This is a genomic window from Pyxidicoccus caerfyrddinensis (genome assembly GCF_010894405.1).
Taxonomy (GTDB): domain Bacteria; phylum Myxococcota; class Myxococcia; order Myxococcales; family Myxococcaceae; genus Myxococcus; species Myxococcus caerfyrddinensis.
This window is the reverse complement of sequence record NZ_JAAIYA010000011.1, coordinates 168,215-193,466: the sequence shown is the minus strand read 5'-3', so window position 1 is coordinate 193,466 and position 25,252 is coordinate 168,215. Positions and strand designations below refer to the sequence as shown.

General features: G+C 71.3%; 22 protein-coding genes. 20 read left to right on the top strand and 2 right to left on the bottom strand.

Annotated elements, in window-relative coordinates:
* Positions 1–157: 157 nt before the first annotated feature.
* The 4 genes from G4D86_RS26685 (at position 158) to G4D86_RS26670 (ending at position 4,334) form a co-directional block, all read left to right on the top strand.
* Positions 158–2,023 carry a hypothetical protein gene (locus tag G4D86_RS26685; RefSeq protein ID WP_163996861.1) on the top strand — a complete coding sequence of 622 codons (1,866 nt, stop codon included), beginning with the start codon at positions 158–160 and terminating at the stop codon, positions 2,021–2,023.
* Positions 2,024–2,111: 88 nt separating this feature from the next.
* Positions 2,112–2,933: a glycerophosphodiester phosphodiesterase family protein gene (locus tag G4D86_RS26680; protein WP_163996860.1), complete on the top strand. Its 822-nt coding sequence runs from the start codon at positions 2,112–2,114 to the stop codon at positions 2,931–2,933.
* An 11-nt stretch (positions 2,934–2,944) separates the two neighbouring features.
* Entirely contained in the window at positions 2,945–3,679 is a 735-nt protein-coding gene (locus tag G4D86_RS26675) for a deoxynucleoside kinase (protein WP_163996859.1), read from the top strand.
* A gap of 136 nt (positions 3,680–3,815) precedes the next feature.
* Positions 3,816–4,334 carry an acyl-CoA thioesterase gene (locus G4D86_RS26670; RefSeq protein ID WP_163996858.1) on the top strand — a complete coding sequence of 173 codons (519 nt, stop codon included), beginning with the start codon at positions 3,816–3,818 and terminating at the stop codon, positions 4,332–4,334.
* Between the two features lie 112 nt (positions 4,335–4,446).
* Here G4D86_RS26670 and G4D86_RS26665 read toward each other — a convergent pair whose 3' ends face one another.
* On the bottom strand, positions 4,447–4,836 hold the full coding sequence (locus tag G4D86_RS26665) for a HesB/IscA family protein (protein WP_163996857.1): 390 nt from the start codon (positions 4,834–4,836) through the stop codon (positions 4,447–4,449).
* 128 nt (positions 4,837–4,964) lie between these two features.
* Between G4D86_RS26665 and moeB the strand changes: the two genes are divergently transcribed.
* Positions 4,965–6,131, top strand: a complete 1,167-nt coding sequence (gene moeB, locus G4D86_RS26660; RefSeq protein WP_163996856.1) for a molybdopterin-synthase adenylyltransferase MoeB — start codon at positions 4,965–4,967, stop codon at positions 6,129–6,131.
* Between the two features lie 8 nt (positions 6,132–6,139).
* Positions 6,140–6,472: a rhodanese-like domain-containing protein gene (locus tag G4D86_RS26655; protein ID WP_163996855.1), complete on the top strand. Its 333-nt coding sequence runs from the start codon at positions 6,140–6,142 to the stop codon at positions 6,470–6,472.
* An 18-nt stretch (positions 6,473–6,490) separates the two neighbouring features.
* Here G4D86_RS26655 and G4D86_RS26650 read toward each other — a convergent pair whose 3' ends face one another.
* Entirely contained in the window at positions 6,491–8,800 is a 2,310-nt protein-coding gene (locus tag G4D86_RS26650; RefSeq protein WP_163996854.1) for a serine/threonine protein kinase, read from the bottom strand.
* A gap of 139 nt (positions 8,801–8,939) precedes the next feature.
* Here G4D86_RS26650 and G4D86_RS26645 point away from each other — a divergent pair, with 139 nt between their 5' ends.
* The 14 genes from G4D86_RS26645 (at position 8,940) to G4D86_RS26580 (ending at position 25,211) form a co-directional block, all read left to right on the top strand.
* Positions 8,940–9,602, top strand: coding sequence for a hypothetical protein (locus tag G4D86_RS26645; RefSeq protein WP_240360488.1), 663 nt, complete (start codon positions 8,940–8,942; stop codon positions 9,600–9,602).
* 223 nt (positions 9,603–9,825) lie between these two features.
* Entirely contained in the window at positions 9,826–11,145 is a 1,320-nt protein-coding gene (locus tag G4D86_RS26640; RefSeq protein ID WP_163996853.1) for an ICP22 family protein, read from the top strand.
* A 20-nt stretch (positions 11,146–11,165) separates the two neighbouring features.
* Entirely contained in the window at positions 11,166–11,879 is a 714-nt protein-coding gene (locus tag G4D86_RS26635; RefSeq protein ID WP_163996852.1) for a VTC domain-containing protein, read from the top strand.
* 6 nt (positions 11,880–11,885) lie between these two features.
* Complete coding sequence (gene tmk / locus G4D86_RS26630; protein ID WP_163996851.1) at positions 11,886–13,595, top strand: dTMP kinase; 1,710 nt, start codon at positions 11,886–11,888, stop codon at positions 13,593–13,595.
* Between the two features lie 6 nt (positions 13,596–13,601).
* Complete coding sequence (locus G4D86_RS26625) at positions 13,602–14,303, top strand: DUF4956 domain-containing protein (protein WP_163996850.1); 702 nt, start codon at positions 13,602–13,604, stop codon at positions 14,301–14,303.
* Entirely contained in the window at positions 14,300–15,109 is an 810-nt protein-coding gene (locus G4D86_RS26620; RefSeq protein ID WP_163996849.1) for a hypothetical protein, read from the top strand. The genes G4D86_RS26625 and G4D86_RS26620 overlap by 4 nt, the downstream gene beginning before the upstream one ends.
* A gap of 131 nt (positions 15,110–15,240) precedes the next feature.
* Entirely contained in the window at positions 15,241–16,896 is a 1,656-nt protein-coding gene (locus G4D86_RS26615; protein WP_163996848.1) for a metallophosphoesterase, read from the top strand.
* Positions 16,897–17,764: 868 nt separating this feature from the next.
* A complete protein-coding gene (locus G4D86_RS26610) occupies positions 17,765–19,078 on the top strand; it encodes an RsmB/NOP family class I SAM-dependent RNA methyltransferase (protein WP_240360502.1) in 1,314 nt (437 codons plus the stop codon).
* Between the two features lie 26 nt (positions 19,079–19,104).
* Positions 19,105–20,883 (top strand): M61 family metallopeptidase, encoded by a 1,779-nt coding sequence (locus tag G4D86_RS26605; protein ID WP_163996846.1) that lies wholly within the window; start codon positions 19,105–19,107, stop codon positions 20,881–20,883.
* 11 nt (positions 20,884–20,894) lie between these two features.
* Positions 20,895–22,373 (top strand): B-box zinc finger protein, encoded by a 1,479-nt coding sequence (locus G4D86_RS26600; RefSeq protein ID WP_163996845.1) that lies wholly within the window; start codon positions 20,895–20,897, stop codon positions 22,371–22,373.
* Positions 22,374–22,420: 47 nt separating this feature from the next.
* A complete protein-coding gene (locus tag G4D86_RS26595; RefSeq protein WP_240360487.1) occupies positions 22,421–22,804 on the top strand; it encodes a carboxypeptidase regulatory-like domain-containing protein in 384 nt (127 codons plus the stop codon).
* A gap of 270 nt (positions 22,805–23,074) precedes the next feature.
* Positions 23,075–23,953 (top strand): ribonuclease HII, encoded by an 879-nt coding sequence (locus G4D86_RS26590; RefSeq protein WP_163996843.1) that lies wholly within the window; start codon positions 23,075–23,077, stop codon positions 23,951–23,953.
* Positions 23,950–24,585 carry a hypothetical protein gene (locus G4D86_RS26585; RefSeq protein ID WP_163996842.1) on the top strand — a complete coding sequence of 212 codons (636 nt, stop codon included), beginning with the start codon at positions 23,950–23,952 and terminating at the stop codon, positions 24,583–24,585. Before G4D86_RS26590 ends, G4D86_RS26585 begins: the two co-directional genes overlap by 4 nt.
* Positions 24,582–25,211 (top strand): histidine phosphatase family protein, encoded by a 630-nt coding sequence (locus G4D86_RS26580; RefSeq protein WP_163996841.1) that lies wholly within the window; start codon positions 24,582–24,584, stop codon positions 25,209–25,211. Before G4D86_RS26585 ends, G4D86_RS26580 begins: the two co-directional genes overlap by 4 nt.
* The last annotated feature ends 41 nt before the right edge of the window (positions 25,212–25,252 follow it).

The following is a 25,252-nucleotide window of genomic DNA, read 5'->3' as shown; positions in this document are numbered from 1 at the left end:
ATGGAGCGTGCGGGAACGCGGGGCTTCTCCGAGAGGGAATTCAAGGGATTGTGACGGCTCCGTTTCCATCCGTTTCCACATGGATCCGCGATTGGACGCCCCCCCGGGCTGCGGTGTAAGAGCGGGACCACCTAACGCATCCTGGAGGCATGACCCAATGGTATTTCGCAATGGGCGGTTGGTGCTGGTGGCTGGTCTCACCGCGCTCGCCGCGGTGGCCTGCTCTGGCCGTGACGACAACGAGTGTGACACCCAGGTCGACTGCGCCACCGGCCAGGTCTGCACGGACAATGTCTGCGTGACTCCGACCCCGGTCGACGCCGGAACGGATGCCGGCACCGACGCGGGCACGGATGCCGGCCCGACGACGACGGACATCCCCGCGGACCTGACCAGCCCCGAGAACACGCAGATCACGGCGTTCATCGCGGCGACCGCGAACACCAGCGGCACCGCGACCCCGGTGAACCCGCCGCTGCCCATCACCAACGTGTTCGTCACGTACATCGCGCCCGCGTTCGGCTCCACGCCGACGGGCTTCTACGTGCAGGCGACCGCGCCGGGCCCCTCCTTCTTCGTGAAGCTGGACGCCGCCGCCCAGACGCCCGCGCTCGCGGTGGGTGACAAGATCTCCTTCAACGTGACGGAGAAGACCCTCTTCAACGGCCTCAACCAGGCGAGCGCCATCACCGGCCTCACCCGCGTGAGCCAGGGCGCCCCCGTGCAGAACCTGGTGGACGCCGGCACCCCGGGCCTCACCGTGGACATCAGCGGCCGCACGGACGTGAAGAGCACCGCGGCGCTCGCGGCCTACGAGTCGGACCTCGTGCAGGTGCGCGGCACGGTGGCCGGCCCCGCCACCGCCTCGGGCAGCAGCTTCACCACCTTCACCTTCACCACCGCGGGCTCGCCCACGCCGTCGAGCAGCTTCATCCTGCGCATCCCCAACACCGTGGTGACGGCCTCCGGCATCGCCCAGCAGTGCAACTTCACCGCGGTGGCCGTGCCCTACGGCCGCTTCGGCACCACGGCGCAGATCTCCCCGTTCCGCGCCAGCGACCTCATCCTGGCCTGCCCCGTCACTGTGTCGGGCGGGCGCTCGCTGAGCCCGACCTCGGCGGAGGTGCTCTTCAACGTGAACGTGGACGCGGCCACCGTGGCGGCCACTGACTTCACCATCACCCCGGACCTCGCCGTCAGTGCGGTGGAAGTCACGGGCAACAAGGTGAAGCTCACCACCGCGGCCCAGGTCGAGGGCACCCGCTACACCGTGACGGCGGCGGGCCTGAGCGGCACCAACGGGGCTCCCGTGAGCACCACCGCGGCGACGACCATCTTCTGGGGTTCCAGCGACACGGCGCCCACCGGACTGCTCATCAACGAGGTGGAGGGTGACAACGTCGCGGCGACGACTGGCGCCGTGGATGACAAGGAGTTCATCGAGCTCATCAACAACTCCGACGCGGCCGTGCACGTGGGCAACATGGTGGTGGTCCTCGTCAACGCGACCCCCAGCGGCAACCCGCCCACCGCGCCCGCCGCCAACCGCCAGGAGTACCGCCGCTTCGAGCTGTCCTCCGTGACGGATGGCACCACCGCCACCGACACGCTCGCCCCCGGCGCGGTGCTCGTCCTCGGCCCCGCCACCGTGACGAGCGCGCTGCCCGCGGGCACCCTGCGCGTCACCATCACCAACCCGCTCACGGACATCATCCAGAACGGCGCGGACGACTCGGTCGGCCTGCTCTACTACCCCACCGGCGTGCTGACGGACGCGCTCTGGTACGAGGCCTCCAAGGATGCCGCCGCCCCCACTGCCTTCACCGGGACCATCGCGACGGGCGCGGGTGACAAGGAGCTCTCCTTCGCCGAGGGCACCCCGACCGACCTCTTCGAGAACAACACCAACGACGTGTCCTTCCAGCGCAAGGTGAACCCCGACGTGTCCGGCGCCGTGCTGGACACGAACAACAACAAGGCCGACTTCGAGATCGCGCTGCCCACCCCGGGCACCAAGCGCTAGTCGCGGACGACGTCTGAAGTACCGGGCCGCAGCCTCCCTTCTGGGGGCTGCGGCCTTCGTTTTTTGTCGCCGCCGCTACAATGGCAGCATGTCCCCTCCCCTTCTCCCCTTCCTCCGGGGCCTGCGGCCCACGCTGCACATCTCCCACCGCGGCGGCGCGGCGCTGGCTCCGGAGAACACGCTGGAGGCCTTCCGCCAGGCGGTGGAGCGCTACCGCACGGACATGCTGGAACTGGACGTGCACCTCACCCGCGACGGCGAGGTGGTGGTGGCCCATGACGCCACCCTGGAGCGCTGCACCGACGGCACCGGGCCGCTGGCCGCCCTCACCCTGGCGGAGCTGAAGCGGCTGGACGCGGGCTTCCACTTCAGCCCGGACGAGGGCCGCACCTTCTCCTTCCGGGGCCAGGGCGTCCGCATCCCCACCCTGCGCGAGGTGCTGCGCGCCTTCCCCGCACTGCGCCTCAACATCGAGCTCAAACCGGACGTGCCCGGCATCGAGGACGTCTTCGCCGGGCTCTTGAAGGAAGAAGGCGCCCTGGAGCGGGTGTGCATGGGCAGCGAGCAGGACGTGGTGGGAGAGCGGCTCGCCGCGCGACTGCCGGACGCCTGCCACTTCTACCCGCGCGACGCGCTGGCCGCCTTCGTCATCGCCCTGCGCGGCGGGGAGACGCCTCCGGAGGACCCGCGCTTCACCGTTCTCGACATGCCCCTGTACTTCGGGGACATCCGGCTGGTGGACCCGGCCTTCCTCCGCGAGTGCGCCGCCCGCGGCAAGTGGGTCAACGTCTGGACGGTGGATGACGCGACGGAGATGGAGCAGCTGCTACAGGAAGGGGTCGGCGGCATCATGACCGACCGGCCGGACCTGCTGAGGCAGCGAATGGACGCCTCCACGAAGCCGGGTTAAGCCCAGGTTCCATGCCCCGCACCACCTCGCGCCAGCGCCCGTCCGCCGCACCGGCCGCCCCCGCAGGGGACGAAGCCGAAACCGCCTCCCGCCCCCGCAACACCCTCCGGGTGAAGGTGCCCCGGGCCCGGCGCTTCGTGGCGCTCGCGGGCAACATCGGCGCGGGCAAGACGACGGCCGCCAAGCTCATCTGCCAGAGCTTCGGCTACCAGCTCTTCGACGAGCCCGTCATCGACAACCGCTTCCTGCGTGACTACTACGCGGACATGTCGCGCTGGTCCTTCACGCTCCAGCTCGAGTTCCTCATCCGCCGCGTGGAGCACCACGAGCTCATCCACTCGTACAAGCGCAGCTGCGTGCAGGACCGCACGCTGTACGAGGACCCGGAGATCTTCGCCAAGTACCTGCACGGCCTGGGGCACATGACGAACGCGGAGCTGGACCTGTACTACGAGTACTTCCAGCGCCTGTCGCGCCACATCATCCAGCCCGACAAGGTCATCTGCTTCGAAGTGGGCAGCGTGGACGTGCTCCTGCAGCGCATCCGCACCCGCGGCCGCGAGGAGGAGAAGGGCATCCGCCACCAGTTCCTGCGCGGCCTCAACGGCTACTACGCGAGCTTCCCCCTGGTGCTGCAGGAGAAGTACGGCGTGGACTGCCTCGTGATGGACGTGTCCTCCCAGGACATCCGCCGCGGGAAGGGACGCGAGGAGTTCCTCGACCGCGTCTCCACCTTCCTGGCCTGAAGCGCACGCCTGATTGGGACGAGCCCCCGAATCTCAGCCGGGTTCTCCGCGCTTGCGCGCGTTAAACCCCTGAGCCATTCACGGGACGACATCGACCCTGTCCCCAGGCGCCGCGTCCCAGAACCGAAGGTGTGAAATGCCCGACCTGAGCCCGAAGAACCCGAAAGACACGGAGGTGGTGATGACCCAGCTCATCCTCCCTCCGGACGCCAACAACCTGAACGCCGCCTTCGGTGGGAAGGTGATGGAGTGGATCGACATCTGCGGCGCGGTGGCGGCACAGCGTCACTGCCGGCAGGTGGTGGTCACCGCGTCCATGAATGACCTGCACTTCCACGCCCCCATCAAGGTGGGCTGGGTGGCGCTGCTGCACGCGCGGGTGCTGGCCGCCTTCCGCACGTCCATGGAGGTGGGGGTGACGGTGCACGCGGAGAACCCGCTCACCGGGGAGCGCTTCCTCACCACCAGCGCGCTGCTCACCTTCGTGGCCATCGACAAGGACGGAGGCCGGGTGCAGGTGCCGCCGGTGCTGATGGCGACGGACGCCGAGCGCGAGGCCTTCCGCGAAGCGGAGGCCCGCCGCACCCAGCGCCTGGCGCGCCAGAAGGAGAACCAGAACTGGCTGAAGGTGATGAAGCCCCTCGCCGGGGCCTGAAGGCCCGCGAGCGAAGGGATTTGACACGGCCGGGGAGGGCAACCCGCCCCACCCCGGTCTGGAGCGCCCGTCTCAAGACGGGCGCCACCTGCGAACCACCGCGCCGCTCAGCTCAGGTCGTGAACGACGTGCCGCAGCCGCAGGAGGACTTCGCGTTCGGGTTGTTGAACTTGAAGCCCGAGCCGGTGATGGCGGAGACGTAGTCGATCTCCGTGCCCTCGAGGTACTGGCTGCTCATCGCGTCGGAGGCGATCTTCACGCCGTCCTGCTCCCACACGGCGTCGCCGGCCTTGGTCTCCTTGACCAGGTTCAAGTCGTAACCCAGGCCGCTGCAGCCGGCGGGGACGACGCGGATGGAGAAGAAGTAGCCCTCGAAGCCCTGGGCCTTGATGACCGCCTTCACCTGATTGATGGCGGCCTCCGTCAGGCGCACGGCCACGCCCGGGGTGGCCTGGGGGGCCGTCGCGGTGCCGGGGGCGGAAGTCGTCGTGGTGCTTTCCATGTCGGTTGCTCTCCTATGACGCGACTTATAACGCCCGGGCCGGGAAAATCCATGGGGCCGGCCGTCCGTTCGCCCGAGGGCCCACATCTGGACGGACGGGCCGGGGACGGCGGGTTATACCCGGCGTCATGGCTCCCACCTTCCAAGAGCTGCTGGCCGGAGTGAAGCAGGAGATCCGCGAGGTCTCCGTGGACGAGGTGAAGCGCCTGCTGGACGCCCGGGCCCCCGTGAGGCTCGTGGACGTACGGGAGGCGGACGAGTACGCGGGCGGCCGGCTGCCCGGCGCCCTGCACATCCCCCGGGGCTACCTGGAGCTGCGGATTGAAGACCGGGCCCGCCGGGACGAGGACGTCGTCGTCTACTGCGCGGGAGGCACCCGCTCCGCGCTGGCCGCGAAGACGCTGAAGGAGCTGGGCTACACGCGCGTGGCGTCCATGGCGGGCGGCTACAACCGCTGGAGCGACGCGGCCCACCCGGTGGAGAAGCCCTTCGTCCTCACCGCCGAGCAGAAGGAGCGCTACCGCCGCCACCTCATCCTCCCCGAGGTGGGCGAGGAGGGACAGGCGAAGCTGCTCCAGGCCCGGGTGCTGCTGCTGGGGGCCGGAGGGCTGGGCTCGCCCGCGGCGCTGTACCTCGCCGCGGCCGGCGTGGGCACGCTGGGCATCGTCGACTCGGACGTGGTGGACCTGAGCAACCTCCAGCGCCAGGTCATCCACACCCGCGAGTTCCAGGGCCAGCCCAAAGTCGTCAGCGCCCGCGCGGCCATCGAGGCGCTCAACCCGGACGTGAAGGTGGTGCCCTTCCAGGAGCGGCTCACCTCGGAGAACGTGCTGCGCGTGCTCGAGGGCTTCGACCTGGTGCTGGACGGTGGGGACAACTTCCCCACCCGCTACCTCCTCAACGATGCGTGCGTGATGCGGGGCAAGCCCAACATCCACGGCTCCATCTTCCGCTTCGAGGGCCAGGTGACGTCCTTCGTCCCCGGCCAGGGCCCCTGCTACCGCTGCCTCTACCCCGCCCCGCCGCCGCCGGAGCTGGCCCCGTCATGCGCGGAGGCCGGCGTGCTGGGCGTGCTGCCCGGCATCATCGGCCTGCTCCAGGCCAACGAGGCCCTCAAGCTCATCCTCGGCAGGGGCGAGCCCCTCACGGGCCGGCTCGTCACCTTCGACGCGCTGGGCACCCGCTTCCAGGAGTTGAAGCTGCGCAAGGACCCGAAGTGTCCGGTGTGCGCGCCGGGCGCGAAGGTGGAGCTCATCGACTACGAGCAGTTCTGCTCCGCCCCCACCGCCGCTTGAGGCCCGAGATGCCCATCCCCGAAATCCTCCCCACCCGCCTCGCCGAGCTGCTCGCCGGGCCTCCCGAGTCCCGGCCCGCGCTGCTGGACGTGCGCTTCCCGGACGAGCACGCGTGGGTGGCGCTCCCGGACTCGGTGCTCATTCCGCTGCCAGAGTTGGACGAGCGCGCCGACGAGCTGGAGGCCCTGCGCGGACGCCCCGTCGTCGTCTACTGCCACCACGGCGTGCGCAGCCTGGATGGCACGGCGTATCTGCTGTCGAAAGGACTGGAGGCCGTGTCGCTCAAGGGCGGCATCGACCTGTACTCGCGGCAGGTGGACCCCACCCTGCCCCGCTACTGACGCCTCGCTGACGCGTTACTAGCCCACGAAGGCGCTGAGGTCCTGCGTCTCCTTGTTGATGACGCCGGGCTTGATGTCGACCTCGAAGAAGAAGGGCTCCTTGAGGGGGCCGCCGTTGAGCTCCAGCTTGTGGCGGCCCTCCATCAGCTCCATCTTCAGGCCCTTGCTCCCCGAGTAGCTGCCCACGTCCTGGCCGTTGCGCCGCACGGTGATGCCGCGCATGCCTTCGGGCTTCAGCGTGAGCTGGAGGTGGCCGCGCTTGAACTCGTACGTGACGACCTTGGGCTGGCCGGGCTCGCCGAAGGCCAGCGCTTCGCTGTCCTCGCGGTAGATGCCCTGCTGCTCGTTCTCCAGGATGAGCGTGTCCTGCAGGTGCGCGCCCTGCGCCAGCGTCAGCGGCGTGTAGCCCAGCTCCGTCACCGGCTGGTCGCTGTGGCACTTGGGCGTGTGCTTCACCGACACCTTCACCCGCTCGTTGGTGTTGACGGTGACGTGCACGCCCTGCCCGTCCTGCGCCGTGCCGTTGAGCACCGAGAGGATGGGCTTGTGGAAGATGGCGATGACAATCAGCAGGCCCACGATGAAGCCCACCGTGGCCACGTTGCGCGTGGCCATGGTGCGGCGCGTGCGCTGGGCGGAATCCGCGAGGGCGCGGTCCACCGCGTCGTCTTCCTCACGGCGCACCGCCGCGGAGGCGCCCGAGGAGCGGCGGGGCGGCGGCGGCTCCGGCATCTCCGCGCGGCTGTCCACGCGACTGTTGGTGCGACGGCGCGGCGGCTCCACGGCGGACTGCATGCCGGTGCTGCGGCGGCGCGGCGGCGCGACGGGCTCTGGCGGAGGCGGCAGGAGCGTGCGCTCGTCGTCCTCCTCTTCGTCCTCGCGGCCGCGCTCCTCCACCTGCGGAATGTTGGCGCGCGACCGGGACGGAGGCGGCGGCGGCAGCGTCTCCACGTCCTCGTCCGCCAGCGCGGGGGCGCGGGTGCTGGAGCGGCGCGGCGGCAGCGGCTGCTCGCCCGTGGGCGTCCGGCGCAGGTCCGCGCGGGAGTTGGTGCGCGCCACCTGCGTGGCGTTGGGGTTGGACTGGCGGCGCACCCCTTCGGACGGCCGGCGCTGCGGATGCTCGTCCGTGCCCGACGGCGCCTCCCACTCGCCCGGGTCCTCCGGCTCCACCGCCGGGGCGACGGCCGAGGCACGGCGCGGCGGGGGCGGCACCGAGGCGCGGGCCGAGGAAGCGCGCGGGCGCACCGGGTGGGAGGCCTCTCCCGGGGGCGCCTCCCAGCTCATGTCCGCCGCGGGCGAAGAGCGGCTCCGGCCCTTCTCCTGGGGCGGCGGGGGCGGCTGCGGCGTGCCGGAGTTGTTGGAGTCCTCGCCCACCGGGACGACCTGGCCCTGGGCCTTCTCGTCGGCCAGCCGGTCCGCGAAGAGCGTCTCCATCAGCTCGGAGATCTGCACCGAGCCGGCCACCCAGCGCTGCCCGACGAGGATTTCCTCCAGCGCCATCTGGAACTGGCGCGCGTCCCGGTAGCGGTCGTCCGCGTTCTTGGCGATGGCCCGCATCACCACCGGGTCCATCTCCTCCGGCACGTCCGCCACCTGCGAGGGCGCGTTGATGGCGCACTCCATGGCGGCCTGCAGCGTCGCCAGCTCGGAGTCCCGCTTGAGGGGCCGCACGCCGGTGAGCAATTCGTAGAGGACCAGGCCGATGGCGAAGATGTCCGCGCGCCCGTCCAGCGGCTTGCCGGAGGCCTGCTCCGGGGCCATGTACGCGAACTTGCCCTTGATGGCGCCGGACTTCGTCAGCGACGCCTGGTCGGCCGCCTTGGCGATGCCGAAGTCCACCAGCTTCACCGAGCCGTCGAAGCTGATGAGGATGTTCTGCGGCGAGATGTCGCGGTGCACCACGCGCAGCGGCCGGCCTGCGTCGTCCGTGCGGCTGTGGGCGTAGTGCAGGCCCTCGCACGCGGCGGCGACGATGCGGATGGCCAGCGGCCGGGCCACCCACTGCCCGGAGCCCGCCGCCTTGCGCATCACCCGGCCCAGGTCCTCGCCGTGGATGAACTCCATGGCGATGTAGTAGGTGCCGTTGGCCTCGCCGAACTCGTAGACCTGGGCGATGTTCGGGTGGTTGAAGCGCGCCGCGATCAGCGCCTCGTTCCGGAACATCTCCACGAACTCACGGTCCTCCGCGAGGTGCGGAAGGATGCGCTTCACCACGAGGTTCTTTTGGAACCCCTCGATGCCCATCTGGCGGGCAAGCCAGACTTCGGCCATGCCGCCCGTGGCGAGCTTCTTCAGAAGCTGGTATTTCCCGAATGATTGAGGGTTCATCCCGGGACTCTGGCCGCAGGGAGCAGCTCAGGTGGAATGCGTCAGGGCACCGCATACTAGAGGACCGCCGCCTCCATGGCAAAGGCAGGTCTCAAGGAAATCAAGGTGGGCACTGGTTGCCTGCCTGGTGCTGGCCGGCATGGCGGCCGCCGCGCCCTCTAACGATCAGATCCGCGTGGAGCGCCGGGGAGACCTGCTGGAGCTGCGCTGGGCGGATGCCGAGGAGCGGCTCCAGGGCACCCTGTACCCCGCCCTCCCCCGGGCGGGCGAGCCCGTCACGCTGTCGCTCCATGTGGGCAACTTCCAGGGCGCCGAGTTCGACGGCCCCATCACCCTCACCTTCCAGCAGCCCGGCGCCCCCGCCCAGGTGACGCGGACCCTGACCCGACAGGGGGTCAACTGGCACACCGAGCTCACGCCGGATGAGACCGGCCTGTGGGAGCTGGAGGTCCGCTACCGGAACACGCACCTGAAGGTGCTCACCGCCCAATTCACGGTGACGGATCCACCCCTGCCGCGCGGCCTGGGCTGGGGGTTGATCAGCGTGGCGGCCGTGACGGCGCTGGTGCTCGGCATGCGCGAAGTGCTGCATCGCATCCGCGCGTCGACGGCGAGGCCCGAGGGCGCCAGCGGATCCGCGGCCAGTCCGCCGCCCGTGAGCACCGCCCCCCCCGCGGCCCCCGCCGCATCGGCCGTGGTCACCGTGCCGCCGACTTCGGAGCCGCGGGCCGAGCCTGTCGCCGCACCGGAGTCCAGCAGCGGGTCCCCCACCCCGCCGACGGATCCGTCGTCCACCCAGTAACTCCTTCCAACGGACGGGCATTCGTACAGGGCCGCCTGCCTGGGGCGTGGGAACTTTCGTTCCCAGTCACGGGCAGGTGAACGCCTCGTGACGCACGCTACTGGACGCATCGCGCGCTCATCCCGCTCTCATCTGGCTCTCATCCGTCCGCCACCCGACGTCCCACGGGCGGGCACCGGTGTTGCACAGGAAGCCTTCCGACTGCGGCGGGGAGGCGAGGGACATGGGCGGGTGGCGGTTCGATGAACGGGCGAGGCGGGGCCTACTCGCCGCAGTCCTCCTGGGCATGCCCGCGCTTGCAAGCGCGGGAGCGACTGCCCCGGAGGAAGTGGCTTCCAGCACGGATGCCGAGGAAGACACGCTCTCAGGCGGTGTGGTGGATGGCGTGGAGGGGACGGGGGGCGGTGAGCCGGCGGGTGCGGCCACGGAGGGGCCCACGGGTGACGACTCGGGCGAGGTGATGGAGGGGGCACTGGCGGAAGCCGTGCCAGCGCAGGGGAGGCCCGAGGAGCAGGTGTCACCCGTGGGCCCGGTGCCGGGCAAGTCCGAGCCGGTGTCGGAGAAGCAGGGCAAGAAGAAGAAGAAGGCGAAGCCCGGCGAGCCGCAGGACGAGTCGCTGGGTGAGAACCCCGACGCCGTGGACGACACGGCCGCCGAGGACAAGCAGAACCTGCGCGTCTTCGGCCGCGTGTACGCGAGGGCCAGCGCGGACGAGCGCCAGAAGTACCAGCGCACGCTGAGCATCCCTTCCGCGCGAGTGGGCGTCAGCACGTCGCTGTCCAACCTCGAGGCGGAGGTGACGGCGGACCTCGCGGACAAGTCGATTCTGAAGGACGCCTTCGTGCGCCTCGCGGACGACTCGAAGCGCTTCCGTCTGTACGGCGGCCAGTTCAAGTCGCCCTTCCTCCAGCGCTCGCTGGAATCTTCGTGGGATCTGCCCGTGGTGAGCCGCGGGCTCGTGGAGGACTACCTCACCGAGGTACACCAGCTCGGCGGACGCCGGCTGGGCCTCATGGGCGAGATGCGCCTGAAGGACGCGTGGGGCCTCAAGCTGTCCGCGGGCTTCTTCGAGGGCGCCAAGGACGAAGCGGGCGTGCGCATGAAGGAGGACGTCGCCGCGCGGCTGAGCATCCGCCCGTTCAAGGCGCTCACCGTGGGCGTGAGCACCTACGTCGCGGAGGCGCTGGAAGTCGTGCGCAAGCACGCGGTGGCCGCGGACGCGGAGCTGAGCCTGGGCGCGCTGGCCCTCACCGGTGAGGTCGTCACGGGCCGGCTGCCGCTGGGCCCCTTCACCGCGCAGCTGCTCCTGGCGCACTACACGCTGCCCGTGGGCGGCGACGAGTGGGCGCTCCAGCCCGTCGCGGGCTTCGAGGCGCTCCAGCTTCGCGGCGACGTGGAGGGCAAGGGCCACTCGCTGGTGGGCGGGCTCAATGTCCTGTTGGGAGACCGCTTCAAGGCGATGTTCCAGGCGGAGCGCGCGCTGCGTCCAGGGGACGAGGCCGCCGCGCTCGAGTACTCGCTGCAGCTCGCCACCCGTTTCTGAGCGCGGAGAGACAAGACACCATGCTCTCGTTTGCTGAAGGTGAAGTCACCAGGCTCCGGCGTGAGTTCAAGCTCGTGCTGGGGGAGTCAGCGGCACCGGCTTTCTGCGGGCGCCTGTCGCGCGAACTGGGGGGGCACCTGCCTCCGCCCACGCGCATCGTCTCCGTCTACTTCGACCGGCCGGGCTGCCCGCTGGCGGAGCGCGCGCTGCGCACGCCGGACGACTGCCTCAAGGTCCGCACCAAGGAGTACTCGCCGGACCTGGGCGCGGGTGGCCAGCAGCGGGTGGTGCTGGAGGTGAAGCGCGAGCGGCACGGCCTGACGCAGAAGCGCCGGGTGTGGGTGCCGCGCACGGACCTGGGCCGCGTGCTGCGCGGCGGTGCCGGCCTGCTGCCGCTCATCGCGGGAGGCAGCCTCGTGCCGGTGCTGGCCGTCACGTACAAGCGTCACGTGTACCAGGCCACGCAGGAGTGGCGGGTGACGGTGGACCGGGACATCGCCTTCCACTCGATTTCGCCGGAGCTGGCGCTGTCGCAGCTGTCGCTGACGGCGGAGCGGTTGGGTCCACCCCAGTCGATGGATGGTCGGGTGGTGGTGGAAGTGAAGCACCTCGGGTGTGAGTTGCCCGAGTGGCTGGCGTCGCTCAATCGGGGCGGAGCGCCGGCCTACAGCAAGTTCGCGGAAGGGATGGCGAGGGTCTACGCCTTCGCCACGGATGGGGTCGTAGGGGGATAGGGCACCGTGTTCATCGACTTCGAGGGTATTGACGGCAGCGGGAAGACCACACTGTCCAACCTGCTGGCCGCGCGGCTCAAGAAACTGGGCTACCGGGTTGCACATGCGCGGGAAGGGGGCGAATTGCAGGCCCCCGCCGCGCGCCGCGTGAGGGAGCTGACGCGTGACTCACGGCTCCTGGAGATGTCTCCACGCACCGAGTTCTTCCTCAACCTGGCAAGGGATGCGCAGCAACTGGAAGAGGTGATTTCGCCCGCGCTGCGTCGGGGCGAGGTGTGCATCACCGACCGCTACCTGTACTCGCAGCTGGCGCTGAGCGGCGGCGGGCGCGGACTGCCCATGGCCGAGCTGATGCCGGCGTGCGAGCTGGCCTCGCAGGGCCTGTGGCCGGACCTGGTCATCCTGGTGGACGTGGACCCGGACCTGGCGCGCTGGCGCAAGCGCCTGGGCAAGGTGCAGAGCGCGCGCGTGTCGGACGGCGACAGCCGCAAGGGGCTGGCCGGCGCGGGCCTCGCGGTGCGGGTGCGCGAGTCCTTCCTGGACCTGGCGCGCAAGGACCCGCAGCGCTGGCTCATCCTGGAGAACAACGACGTGCCGCTGCGCGTGCTGGAGCAGCGACTGGTGGACGCGGTGGTGGCGCGGCTGGAGGGGCGGGAGATGCCGGTGCAGCGCATCGTCCCCGCGCCGGCCGCCCTGCCCCCGGGCCCGACGACGGTGGAGAACCTGGAGGAGCGCTTCCTCCACGCGCTGGACTCGGTGGAGGTGCGCGAGCCCGCGCTGGCGGCGTGGATGGTGGGCGGCATGCCCGGCCTGCCCGCGCACCAGCGGCGGCTGGCCTATACGGAGCGCTTCCCCACCCTCACCGCGCGCGGCCTGGGCGGGCTGGACGACGAGCCGGCCTGGACGCTGCGCGAGGTGCTGGCATCGGCGGCGCCCGCGGAGGTGGCCTCCAGCCTGGGCGGCCTGACGGGCGCGCGGGCGTTGATGCTGCGCGAGCGCCTGTATGCGCAGGCGCCGACGGAGGTCCTGTCCGGCCTCAAGCGGGACAGCTCACCCCAGGCCTGGGCCCTGCGCGAGCGCGGCATGAAGGACGGCCGGCTGGCGGACGTGCTCTCCGGACTCTCCGGCGTGGACGGCGACGAGTCCTGGGTGGTGCGCGAGGCGGGCATGCAGCGCAAGCTGTACGCGGAAGTCGCGCGCAGCCTGGGCGGGCTCACCACGGCGCGCGCGGATGCGCTGCGCGAGGTGCTGCTGCCGCATGACCGGCTGGCGGTGCTGCGCAGCACCCACGGCCTGGACACGCCGGTGGCGCGCGGCCTGCGCGAGGCGCTGGCGGACAAGGCGCTGAAGCTGGTGCTGCGCTCGCTCACCGGCCTCACCACGGACGAGGCCTGGGCGCTGCGCGAGAGGGGCGCGCCGCTGACGAAGGAAGCGCTGGACTCGGTGGACGGGCTGGACGACCCGCGCGCGTGGAAGCTGCGGGTGACGTACGCGAACCGCTGGCCCTCCACGGTGCTGTCGTCTCTGAAGGGACTGCCGCTCGGGCCGCATGCCCGCGCGCTCATCGACCGCGTGCTGGAGGCGAATCCCGGCCGGCTGCCGGTGCTGCGCAACGCGTACGCCGTCATCGCCACCGCGCGCACCCTCGCGACCGCGCCCACCCGTACGACGCGCCCCGAGGCGGACATCTCGGTGCGCGCGGAAGCCCAGGGCTAGAGGCACATGGACCCGTTCTCGTCGTTGCTCGAAGGCGCGAAGTCGGAGCTGGGCTCGATTCACGCGGGGGCCATGTTCCCCCGCATGCTGGCGGCGACGCTCATCGGCGCGCTGCTGTCGCTGCGGCCCTGGCGGCTGCTGATGAAGCGCCCGCTGCCCAAGGCGGAGATGATTCAGGCGCAGGTGCTGCTGTGCGCCGCGGCGGCGGTGATTACCGCCGTCATTGGCGACAGCGTGGCCAAGGCCTTCGGCCTCGTGGGCCTGGGCGGCTTCGTGCGCTTCCGCTCGGGGCTGAAGGACCCGCGCGACGCGGCCATCCTCTTCCTGATGATTGGCCTGGGCATGGCGTGCGGCCACGGCAGCCTGGGGCTGGCGGGCATGGGCACGCTGTTCGTGGCCGGGCTGCTGTGGGTTTTGGACTTGTTCAACCGCGAGGAGAAGAGCGCGCCGAAGCAGCGACTGCTGCTGTCCGCGCAGGCCGATGACCTCGTGGGCGCGGAGGCCACGCTGCGGCGGGCGCTGCGCGAGCGGAACGTGCTGGTGAAGAGCTGCGCGCTCGACTTCGACGGGCGGCGCGTGGAGCTGGAAGTGGAGGAGCCGGAGCCGGGCTCTCTCGCGGCGGCGATGGGCCGCACCGAGGGGACGCCGTTGAGGGGGCTGCGGTGGACGACGGTGAGCCCGAAGGGGGCACGGGAGGACATGGTATGACGCGCAGGTGGATGGCCGCGCTCGCGGCGGGCTGGGTGCTGGTGGCGTGTGGTGGCGGGAGCAGCCTGCCTCCGGGACCGGGGGACGACTCGCAGAATCCCCCCATCGGCAACCCGGACGGCAGCATCGACCTGCCCGGTGACGTGGTGAACCCGGATGACAACAATCCGGACGAAACGCCCGCGGAGTCGACCTCGCTGTGGCCCCTGACGACGGGCTCCTCGTGGGTCTACGACATCAAGGACCCCGTGCAGGGCGAGTTCAAGAAGACGGTGACGGTGCTGGGCCCGCGCGAGGTGCCGGACACGCAGGGGAAGATGACGGCGGTGCTGGTGCACAGCCGGCAGGACCGCACGCAGAGCGGGATGGTCTACGAGGAGTACTCGTGGCAGCTCGAGCTGACCAACGGCCTGGTGGTGCGCCTGCGCGAGGAGGACCACAAGGACGGCGCGCAGATTCGCGCCACCATCTGGTCGCCGGCCACGGTGAAGTCCGTGGCCCGCGCGCCCGAGTCCCTGCCCTGGTCCTACCAGAGCGCGGTGCAGGAGCAGACGGTGCTGGGCGACGGGACGAAGGAGGACAGCGACCCGACGTACAGCTGGCGCGTGGTGGAGAAGGGCCTGACGCTCCAGACGAAGGCAGGCACCTTCACCAACGTCATCAAGGTCCAGCGCGACAAGCTCAACGACGCGGGAGAGGTGAAGGAGGGCAAGGAGCGCACCTACTGGCTCGCGCCCGGCGTGGGGAAGATTCGTGAGGAAGGCGAGCGCACCGAGGAGCTCGTCTCCTACGACGTGAAGAAGTAGCGCCCGTCCGGAGAGGCGGCGGACGCAACAGGGCTCGCTCCGCCGCCTGCCCGTCACACAACGATGAGTGGATGAAGGTTGGTGAATGAACGGTTGGGCTTCCGCCCCGAGTTGGTTCGGGAGGAGGCCTCATGCACCGGACTTCCACCATCACCTTCGCGCCCCTGGTGGCGGCGCTGATGCTCGTGACAGGCGTCGCCTGCGCGGGCGTGCTGCCTCGCGACCCGTTCCTCCAGAAGGTGGGACCGGACACCGCCACGGTGGCCTTCCGCCTCGCGGCCGACTGCTCGCCCGCCGTGCGGTATGGCGTGGGAGCGGCCGACCAGACGGTCCCCTCGGTGGACAAGGGGCGCATCCACGCGGTGGTGCTGACGGGGCTGAAGCCCGCCACCGAGTACACCTACGTGGTGGACGCCTGCGGCAAGACGACGCCGGCGAAGCACTTCCGCACCGCGCCCGTGCCCGGCACCCGCAACGTGCACTTCACCGCGGTGGGTGACTTCGGCACCGGCGGCACGGACCAGAAGCTGGTGGCCTCGGCCATGCTCAAGACGAAGCCGGAGCTGTTCGTGGCGCTGGGCGACAACGCCTACTCGTCCGGCACCGAGTCCGAAATCCAGAGCAACCTCTTCACGCCGATGGCGGACCTGCTGGCCGAGGTGCCCCTCTTCGCGTCGCTCGGCAACCACGAGTACGTGACGAACCAGGGGCAGCCGTACCTGGACAACCTCTACCTGCCGTCCAACAACCCGGCGAACAGCGAGCGCTACTACTCGTTCGACTGGGGTCATGTGCACTTCGTGGCGCTCGACTCCAACTGCGCCATCGGCCTGGCGTCGGCGGACCGCTGCGCGCTGGCCGCGCAAAAGGCGTGGCTGGAGAAGGACCTGGCCGCCACCACGCAGCCCTGGAAGATTGTGTTCTTCCACCACCCGCCCTGGTCCAGCGGCGAGCACGGCTCGCAGCTCGCGATGCGCCGCAACTTCGCGCCCATCTTCGAGAAGTACGGCGTGGACCTGGTGCTCACCGGGCATGACCACAACTACGAGCGCAGCAAGCCGATGCAGGGCGACGCCGTGGCGGCCGCGGGCAAGGGCATCCCCTACCTCGTGGTGGGCGGCGGCGGCGCGTCCCTGCGTCCCTTCGCCACGTCCCGGCCGGACTGGAGCCTCATCCGCGACGACCAGGCCCACGGCTTCCTCGACGTGAATGTCGTCGACGGCACCCTCACCGCGAACCTCATCAAGACGGACGGCAAGGTGCTGGACAGCTTCACGCTGAGGAAGGACCTGCCCCCGCTGGAGCAGCCGCCCGCGGGCACGCTGACCGTCACGGTGGAGGGCGAGCGCGGCGTGGCCCCGCACCAGGCGCTCTTCCGCGCCACCCCGCCCGTGGCGGGCGCGAAGGTGACGTGGGACTTCGGCGACGGCGGCACGGCCGAGGGCGAGTCGGTGACGCACACCTACGCGAAGGCGGGCAACTACACGGTGACGGCCACGGCCACGCAGGGCACGCAGCTGCAGACGGCCACCGCCGTGGTGCAGGTGACGGCCGCCTCGGGGGACACGGGTGAGACGCCCGCGGACCCGGAGCCGACGGACCCCGGCACGGACACGCCGGTGGAGGATCGCCCGGGCCTGCCCGCGACCCCGCCGGACACCACGGACGCGACGAATGACGGCACGGGTCCTGGGGGCGGCGGTTGCGCCGCGAGCCCCACGGCGACCCTGATTCCCGCCCTGGGCCTGCTGGTGGCCGGGCTGGCCCGCCGTCGTCGCCGCAAGTAGCAACGTGAACCCCCATCCCTCGCCCGGAGCACCGGGCGGGGGCTCCACTCCCCTCTGAAACGAGGGGTTCCGCGCCCCTCCGGGGAGACGGCGGCCCGTCCGGGTGGACCGGTGGACTCGAGTCCATCGGACACCCGGTTTTGCTTTCCGGGCTTGTCAACCCGGCCTGGGGAATGCAAAGGCCCATTCCGCCATGGCAATCAAACGCAAGTCCCGCCCGGTCTCCCGGCCGGCCCCGAAGAAGTTCTCCGCCGAAGGGTCCGGGAAGAAGCCCGTGTCCACCGAGCGCCCCCGGCGCTCCGAAGACGCGCGCCGCACCGAGCGCCCGGAGCGTTCCGAGCGCCCCCCACGCAGCGAGCGGTCCGAGCGTCCGCGCGACACCGAGCGCCCGCGCGACACCGAGCGCCCGCGCAACGCCGAGCGTCCGCGCGACGCCGAGCGCCCGCCTCGCGCCGAGCGGTCCGAGCGTCCGCGCGACACCGAGCGTCCGCGCCGCACCGAGGGTTCCGAGCGTCCGCGCCGCACCGAGGGTTCCGAGCGCCCGCGCCGCACCGAGGGTTCCGAGCGCCCGCGCCGCACCGAGGGCTCCGAGCGTCCGCGCCGCACCGAGGGTTCCGAGCGCCCGCGTGACACCGAGCGCCCGCGCCGCGCCGAGCAGGCACGTGGCACCGAGTCGCACGAGCGCTCCGAGAGCTCCGAGCGCCCGGGCCGCTCCGACCGTGGCGAGGGCACCGGCCGCACCGAGCGCGCCTGGCGCTCGGACGGCACCGGCCGCTTCGGCCACTCCAAGCGCGCTGACCGCGGCGAGCGCCCCGAGCGCGTCTCCCCCGCCGAGCGCGCCCGGAACCCCGAGCGCTACGAGCGCCCCGTGCGCGAGGACCTCGTCCTCCAGGCGTGCCTCGAGGCCTACGGCGCCGTCCGTCACGAGGGCCGCCTGTCCGACCGCGCGCTCGACTTCGTCCTGCGCCACAAGAAGAACCTCTACTCCAACGAGCGCCGCGCCGTGGCCGAGCGCGTCTACGGCCTGCTGCGCCGCCAGCGCACGGTGGACTTCCTCCTCTCCCGCGCCCACCCGCGCTTCGACGCGCTCGACAAGACGCGCCAGGACGTACTGCGCCTGGCCACCTCGCGCGTCCTCTACGGTGAGCCCGTCGATACCGTGGTGCGCACCAGCGCCCTGAGCCCGGCTGACGCCGCGGCCCTCGGCTCGCTGCCGGAAGCCGCCGCCGTGCTGGAGGCCCTGCCGGAGCGCGAGCGCTTCCCCATCGCCGCCTCGCTGCCGGACTTCCTCGCGGACCTCTTCCGCAAGCAGTTCGGCCGCGACGCCGCCCGCGCCGCCGAGGCGATGAACGAGCGCGCCCCCCTCACCGGCCGCGCCAACCTCCTCAAGGGCGACCGCGACGCGCTCGCCAAGCGCCTCAAGGCCGAGGGCGTGGACACCACCCCCACCCCGCTGTCCCCCATGGGCCTGCACCTGGAGTCGCGCCTCAACGTCTTCGCCCTGGAGAGCTTCCGCGAAGGCTTCCTGGAGCTGCAGGACGAAGGCAGCCAGCTGCTCGGCATGCTCGTGGACGCGCCGCCCACGCGCGTGGTGGACGCGTGCGCGGGCGCTGGCGGCAAGACGCTACAGCTCGCCGCGCAGATGAAGAACCGCGGAGATTTGCACGCGCTGGACGTGGACGAGCGCCGCATGGAGGACCTCAAGAAGCGCGCGCGCCGCGCCGGGGTGCACAACGTGCGCGCCCAGCTCATCCCCCATGAGGGACCGGAGGCGGACGCCGCGCTGGAGCCGCTCAAGGGCAAGGCGGACCGCGTGCTCGTGGATGCACCGTGCAGCGGCACCGGCACCTTCCGCCGCAAGCCGGACGCGCGCTACCGCCTCACGCCCGAGGACCTCGAGATGCACGTGGGCCGGCAGAAGGCGCTGCTCGCGCGCTTCGCCATGCTGGTGAAGCCCGGCGGCCGCCTCATCTACGGCACGTGCAGCGTGCTCCAAGCGGAGAACGAGGGCGTCATCGAGGACTTCCTGGCCAAGCACCCCGACTTCACCGTGCGCCCGGTGGCGGAGCTGCTGGGCCCGGAGCTGGGACCGAAGGTGGCCCCCGGCCCCTACCTGCGGCTGGCACCGCACACGCACGGCACAGACGGCTTCTTCGGCGCCGTGCTCGTCCGCGCGAAGTAGCCTCCCCGAGCAGAGAGACCCCGGTCATGCCCCACGCCGTCCGCTACCGCGTTTCCATGTCCCGGCCGCACTCGCACCTGCTGGAGGTGGAGGCCACCTTCCCGGAGGGGCACGACGTGCTCCACGCGATGCTGCCGGTGTGGACGCCCGGCAGCTACCTGGTGCGCGAGTTCGCCCGGCACGTGCAGGACATGGCCGCGTCCGGGCCAGACGGCGCGCCGCTGACGGTGGGGCGGGTGGACAAGCGCACCTGGCGCGTGCAGGCGGGCGGCCGCGCCGTCACCCTGCGCTACCGCGTCTACGCCAACGAGCTCACGGTGCGCACCAGCCACCTGGACGGCACGCACGCCTTCTTCAACGGCGCCTGTGTCTTCCTCTACACGGAGGCCACGCGCGACCTGGAGCACCACGTCACCGTGGACGCGCCTCCGGGCTGGCGGGCGTTCTGCGCGCTGGGGCAGCGCGAGGACGCCTTCATCGCGCGGGACTACGACACGCTGGTGGACAGCCCCTTCGAGGTGGGGCCGCACACGCCCCTCACCTTCACCGCCGCGGGCGTGCCGCACGAAGTCGTCGTGTGGGGTGACACCGTGTCCGACGCGGAGCGGCTGTGCTCGGACCTGCAGCGCATCTGCGAGGCCCAGGCGCGGCTGTACGGCGGGCTGCCCGTCCCCCGCTACCTCTTCCTGGTGTACCTGACGGACAAGGGCCGCGGCGGGCTGGAGCACCAGGCCAGCACCGCCCTGCTCTTCCCTCGCGCGGGGCTGTCCAGCTCGCGCGGCTGGGAGGACCTGCTCACGCTGGCCGCGCACGAGTACTTCCACCTGTGGAACATCAAGCGGGTGAAGCCCCGGGCGCTGGTGCCCTTCGACTACTCGCAGGAGAACTACACCTCGCTGCTGTGGGCCTTCGAGGGCTCCACCGCGTACTACGACAACCTCTTCGTGCGCCGCGCGGGGCTGATGTCCGCGCAGCGCTACGTCACCCGCCTGGGTGAGACGCTCACCACGCTCCACTCCACCCCGGGACGCCGCGTGCAGACGCTGGCCGAGGCGTCGCTGGTGAGCTGGGTGAAGCACTACCGCCCGGACGAGCACTCGCCCAACAGCGCCATCTCGTACTACCTGAAGGGTGAGGTCGTCTCGGCGCTGCTGGACCTCGAAATCCGCCGCGCCACCGGCGACGTGAAGAGCCTGGACGACGTGATGCGCCTGTTGTGGCAGCGCTACGGCGACGGCTCCGGAGTCCCCGAAGAGGGCGTGGAGGCGGCGGCGAGCGAGGTGGCCGGCACGGACCTGACGCCCTTCTTCGACCGGGCGCTGCGCACCACCGAGGAGCTGGACTACTCCGTCTTCTCGCACGTGGGGCTGGAGCCCAGCTTCCGGCCGCGCGAGTCCGCCAATGACAAGGGCGGCACCCCGCCTCCCAAGGGCAAGGCCGGCGAGGTCCGTGCGAAGGGCTGGCTGGGCCTCACCACGAAGGGGAGCTCCACGGTGGCCCTGGTGCTGGAGGGTTCGCCCGCGCAGGAGGCCGGCCTCTACGTGGAAGACGACGTGGTGGCGCTGGACGGGTGGAAGGTGGACGGCGCGGGCCTGCTCGGCCGGTGCGAGGACCGGCGGCCCGGGGAGACGGTGCGGGTGACGGTGTTCCGCCGGGACAGGCTGCTGGAGGTGCCGGTGGTGCTGGGCCAGAAGCCCGCCGAGGTCGTGTGGTTGTCCCGGGTGGAGCGCCCCACGGACGCGCAGAAGGCGGCGTTCCAGGCGTGGCTCGGAGCCCCCTGGGACGAGGCCCCCGGCCCGTCATAGGCTCCGGGGCGATGAACGCCCTTCCCCCGGATGCCGTGGACGCGGACTCGCCGCAGCCCTTCTGCCAGCAACATCCGCGCGCGCCCGCCGGCTGGCGCTGCCAGACGTGCGAGGCGGCGCTGTGCCCCGACTGCGCGGTGGGGCGGCGCGCGCAGACGGTGGAGCTGGTGGCGTGCGGCCTCTGCGGAGGCGGAGCCCAGCCCATCCTCGCCCACCGCGGCCGCGAGCCACTGGCCCGGCGACTGACGCGCGCCTGGCGTTACGTCTTCACCGCGTCCGGGCTCCAGGTGCTGACGGCGGTGAGCCTCGTGCTGGCCGCCCTCGGGTTCTTGCTGGAGACGACCGCCCCCTTCCTGAAGGTGCTGCCCCTGGCGCTGTACGGCAGCATGTTCTGGGCCACCTTTTTCATCCTGGTGCGGCGATCCTCCCTGGGTGACACGGAGCTGGAGACGCCGGAGTTCACCGACTTCTTCAACGACGCAATCATCCCCGGCATCCGCGGGCTGACGGCCTTCGCCGCGGTGTGGATGCCGGCCATCGTCTACACCGCCTTCCTGCGCCCGGGGCACACCGGCTGGTACGGCCTCGGCTTCATCCTGACGGGGGACAACGTCCCCCCTGAGCTGCTGAGAGACCCGGTGCTCTGGGGCCTGCTGCTGCTGGGCGTCGTGTGGCAGCCCCAGGCGCTGCTCGTCACGGCGGCGGGCATGCCGCCCACGGCCATCTACAACGTGCCGGCCGTGCTGCGGATGGTGCGCGCCCTGGGCCGCGACTACCTGCTCACCGTGGGCGCGCTCGTGCTCCTGGGCGTGGTGCACCTGGGGGCGCACGGCATCGCCCATGCGCTGCGGTGGCTGGACCTGGTCTTCATCTCACGCGTGCTGGCGGAGGCTGTCACGCTCGTCGCCCCCTTCACTGCGGCGCACGTGCTGGGGCTGCTGCTGTTCGTCCGGGGGGACTCGCTGGGGTACGGCGTGGCGCGGGACTATTGGGTCCCCATCCTCGGAGACACCGGGCCGCGCCTGGTGGCCCCGCCCCTGCGCGAGGACGCGCCGCTGCCCACCCTGCCGGACGGGGTGGAATCGTTCACCGAGGTGAAGGACGCGGCCCGGCAGACCATGAGCGACGGGCTCTCCGCGCTGGCGTCCGCCGTGGAGGCGCGGGACGTGCCCCAGGCAATGGCCCTGTACACGACACTGCGGGTGCAGTCAGAGGTGCGAGTCCCTCCGGCGCACCACCTGTTCGTCGGACAGGCCGCGGCCGTGGAAGGAAACTTCCCACTGGCGGTAGCGGCGTTGGAGTCCGCGGCAGATGTGGCGCCAGATGACCCCACCGCGCCCCGTGCGTTGGTACTTCTGGCGCGTGTATTGGGCGAGCGGATGCGCGAAACGGCGCGCGCGGAAGAGGTCTACCGGTACGTGTTGCACCGCTATCCGGACTCGAGCGCGGCGCGCTTCGCGCGAGAGCGCGTGCCTCCGTCTTCCGACTGACAACAGCGTTGCCGCGAGCCCCGTCGAGCACCACCTTGAAGCGCATCATGGTTCGGGTGCGTGGGTGGTGGTGGCTCCTTGGTCTGTCTCTCCTCGCCGGCTGCGACGAGGCTCCGCGTGTCGAGCGCGGAGAGGATGATTGTCAGGCGGAGCTGGTGGCGTTGAGGGTGGAGGTGGTGACGGCGGAGGGGGCTCGCGTCCGGGGTGCCACCGTGACGGCCACCAACCTGACGTCGAACGTGAGCATCACCGGGGTGACCGACGAGTTCGGTGTCACCACCGCCATCAACGAGTCGCTCGCGCCCAGCCCGGTGCGCGTGGTGGCCAACGCCGGCTCCAAGGTGTCGTCCGCGCAGCGCGTCGAGTGGACGTGTGACACCTGCAACTGCGTACCGGAACCGGGTACGCTGCAGCTCGAGCTGAATCCGTAGGGCCGGGGCCCGGCCCGCTTTTGCGCGCGGGACTTCCGGGCTTCGCACCGGGGAGGTTGTGCTGCCCCCTTCGCCTGGGGTACGGCTAACGCCATGCGCAACGCCCGCCTGCCCTCCCTGCGCCCCACCCTCTCCGCCTCCAGGGCGACCCGCCAGCCGGGCGCCGTCCCGTGCGCGGGAGGGGGAACGTGTCCGGGCGGAAGACGGGTTCCCCCTCCACGAGGTCATGCCGGCGCGCTACCTCTCGGGTAGGCATCACCGGTCATCATCATGTCCACAGACAGCGTGGAACAGCTTCTCCAGTGCGCGCTCTCCGAGCTGACGGAGCGCTACGTCACCCACTCCCACCCCGTGCCCGCCGGCCTGCTGGAGGCCCTGGACGAGGACTCGCGGCGGGGCGCGCGGGAGCTTGCCCGGCGCATCCGGGCGCGGCAGGAGCGCAACCGCTCCGAGGGCCAGCGCCTGCGCCACCTGCTGAAGTTCGAGGTGGAGTTGTGGGAGCAGGGCCTGACGCACGTGGCGGGCGTGGACGAGGCGGGCATGGCGCCGCTGGCCGGCCCGGTGGTGGCCGCCGCGGCGGTGCTGCCGAAGGGCTACCGGCTCAAGGGGCTGGACGACTCGAAGAAGATTATCGACGCGGAGAAGCGCGAGGAGCTCGCGGTGGCCATCAAGCGCGACGCGGTGGCGTGGGCGGTGGGGCGGGCGGAGGTGGAGGAAATCGACCGCATCAACATCTACCACGCGGGCCTGCTGGCCATGCGCCGCGCGGTGGAGGGCCTGGGGCTGAGGCCGGACTTCGTGCTGGTGGACGCGCGGAAGATTCCGGAGTGCCCCTCGCCCCAGCGCGGCATCATCAAGGGTGACACGCTCTCCATGAGCATCGCCGCGGCCTCCATCCTCGCGAAGACGACGCGCGACAGGCTGATGGCGGAGCTGGACACGCAGTACCCCGGCTACGGGTTGGCCGCCCACAAGGGCTACCCGACGCCGCAGCACGTGCAGGCGCTGAAGGAGAAGGGCGTGCTGCCCATCCACCGCCGGAGCTTCGCGCCGGTGCGCGAGGCGCTCGGACTGGGGCCCGCCTCCACGCCCTCCGCCGTGCAGACGGAGCTGTTCCCCGCTATGCCTTCCCCGACGACGAAACCGTGAGCTCGGACCAGGACATCGACGTTTGGATGGCGGCGCGAGGCATCACCCTGCCCGACGCCCGCGCCCGCGCCCGCGCCGTGCTGGAGGAGGCGAAGCTCACCCGCGAAGGCAAGCAGCGCATGAGCGAGCCGAAGCTGCTCAAGGCCGCCGAGCTGCTGGACGGCCGCTTCTTCTACGTGTGCGCGGACACGGCGTGCCTCAAGGTGGCGCAGGCGAGCGGCAAGGAGCCGCTGCGCGTGGAGCCGCGCAGTCACTGCGCGCGGTGCGGGGGCTCGGCCAACCGGCGCGCGGAGGTGGCCTTCGTGGAGAGCTGCCGTCGCCACGGCGTGCGCAAGGTGGTCATCGTGGGCGGCTCGCCGGCGGTGCGCGAGGAGCTGGAGGAGAAGCTCGGGGACCAGATTGATTTGCGCATGGTGGACGGCACCGAGCGGCGCACGTCGGACCGGGCGCGCAGTGACTTGGACTGGGCGGACCTGGTGCTGGTGTGGGGCGCCACGGAGCTGCACCACAAGGTGAGCGGGCACTACACGCACGGCGGGCCGGCCTACAGCCACAAGGTGGTGCACGTGGTGCGCCGGGGCGTGGCCGCGCTGCTCGAAGAAGCGATGACCCACCTGGAGCGGGCCCGTTGAAGACCGAGCTCATCCTCATCCGACACGGCGAGACGGAGTGGAACTCACAGAACCGGCTGCAGGGGCACCGGGACAGCGCGCTGAGCCGCGAGGGGCTGCGCCAGGCGGATGCGCTCGCCGTGCGACTCGCGGTGGTGCGCTTCCAGGCGCTCTACAGCAGTGACTTGGGCCGGGCGCTGGAGACGGCCCGGCGCATCGCCGCGCGCACGGGGCACGCCGTCGTCCCGGACACGCGGCTGCGCGAGCGGGGCCTGGGCATCCTCGAGGGGCTGACGCGGGAAGAGGCGAACCACCGCCACCCGGAGGTGTTCGAGCGCTACTCCAATGGCGGGCCGGACTACGTCGTCCCCGAGGGAGAGAGCACGGGGCAACGGCTGGCGCACGCGATGGAGTGCCTGCGGGAGCTGGGCAGTCGCCACCGGGGAGAGCGGGTGGTGGCGGTGACCCACGGCGGCGTGCTGAGCCTGCTGTTCCGCCACAGCCTGGGGATTCCGCACAGCACGCCCCGCGCCTTCTCCGTGCTCAACGCGGGGTGGAACCAGTTCGACGACCACGACGGCACGCTGCGGCTGGTGACGTGGGGCGACGTCACCCACCTGAAGGACGTCAGCCGCGACGACACGTGAGCGGCGCCCCGCTCCGTGAATGGAGCGGGGCCTCGCGGGCA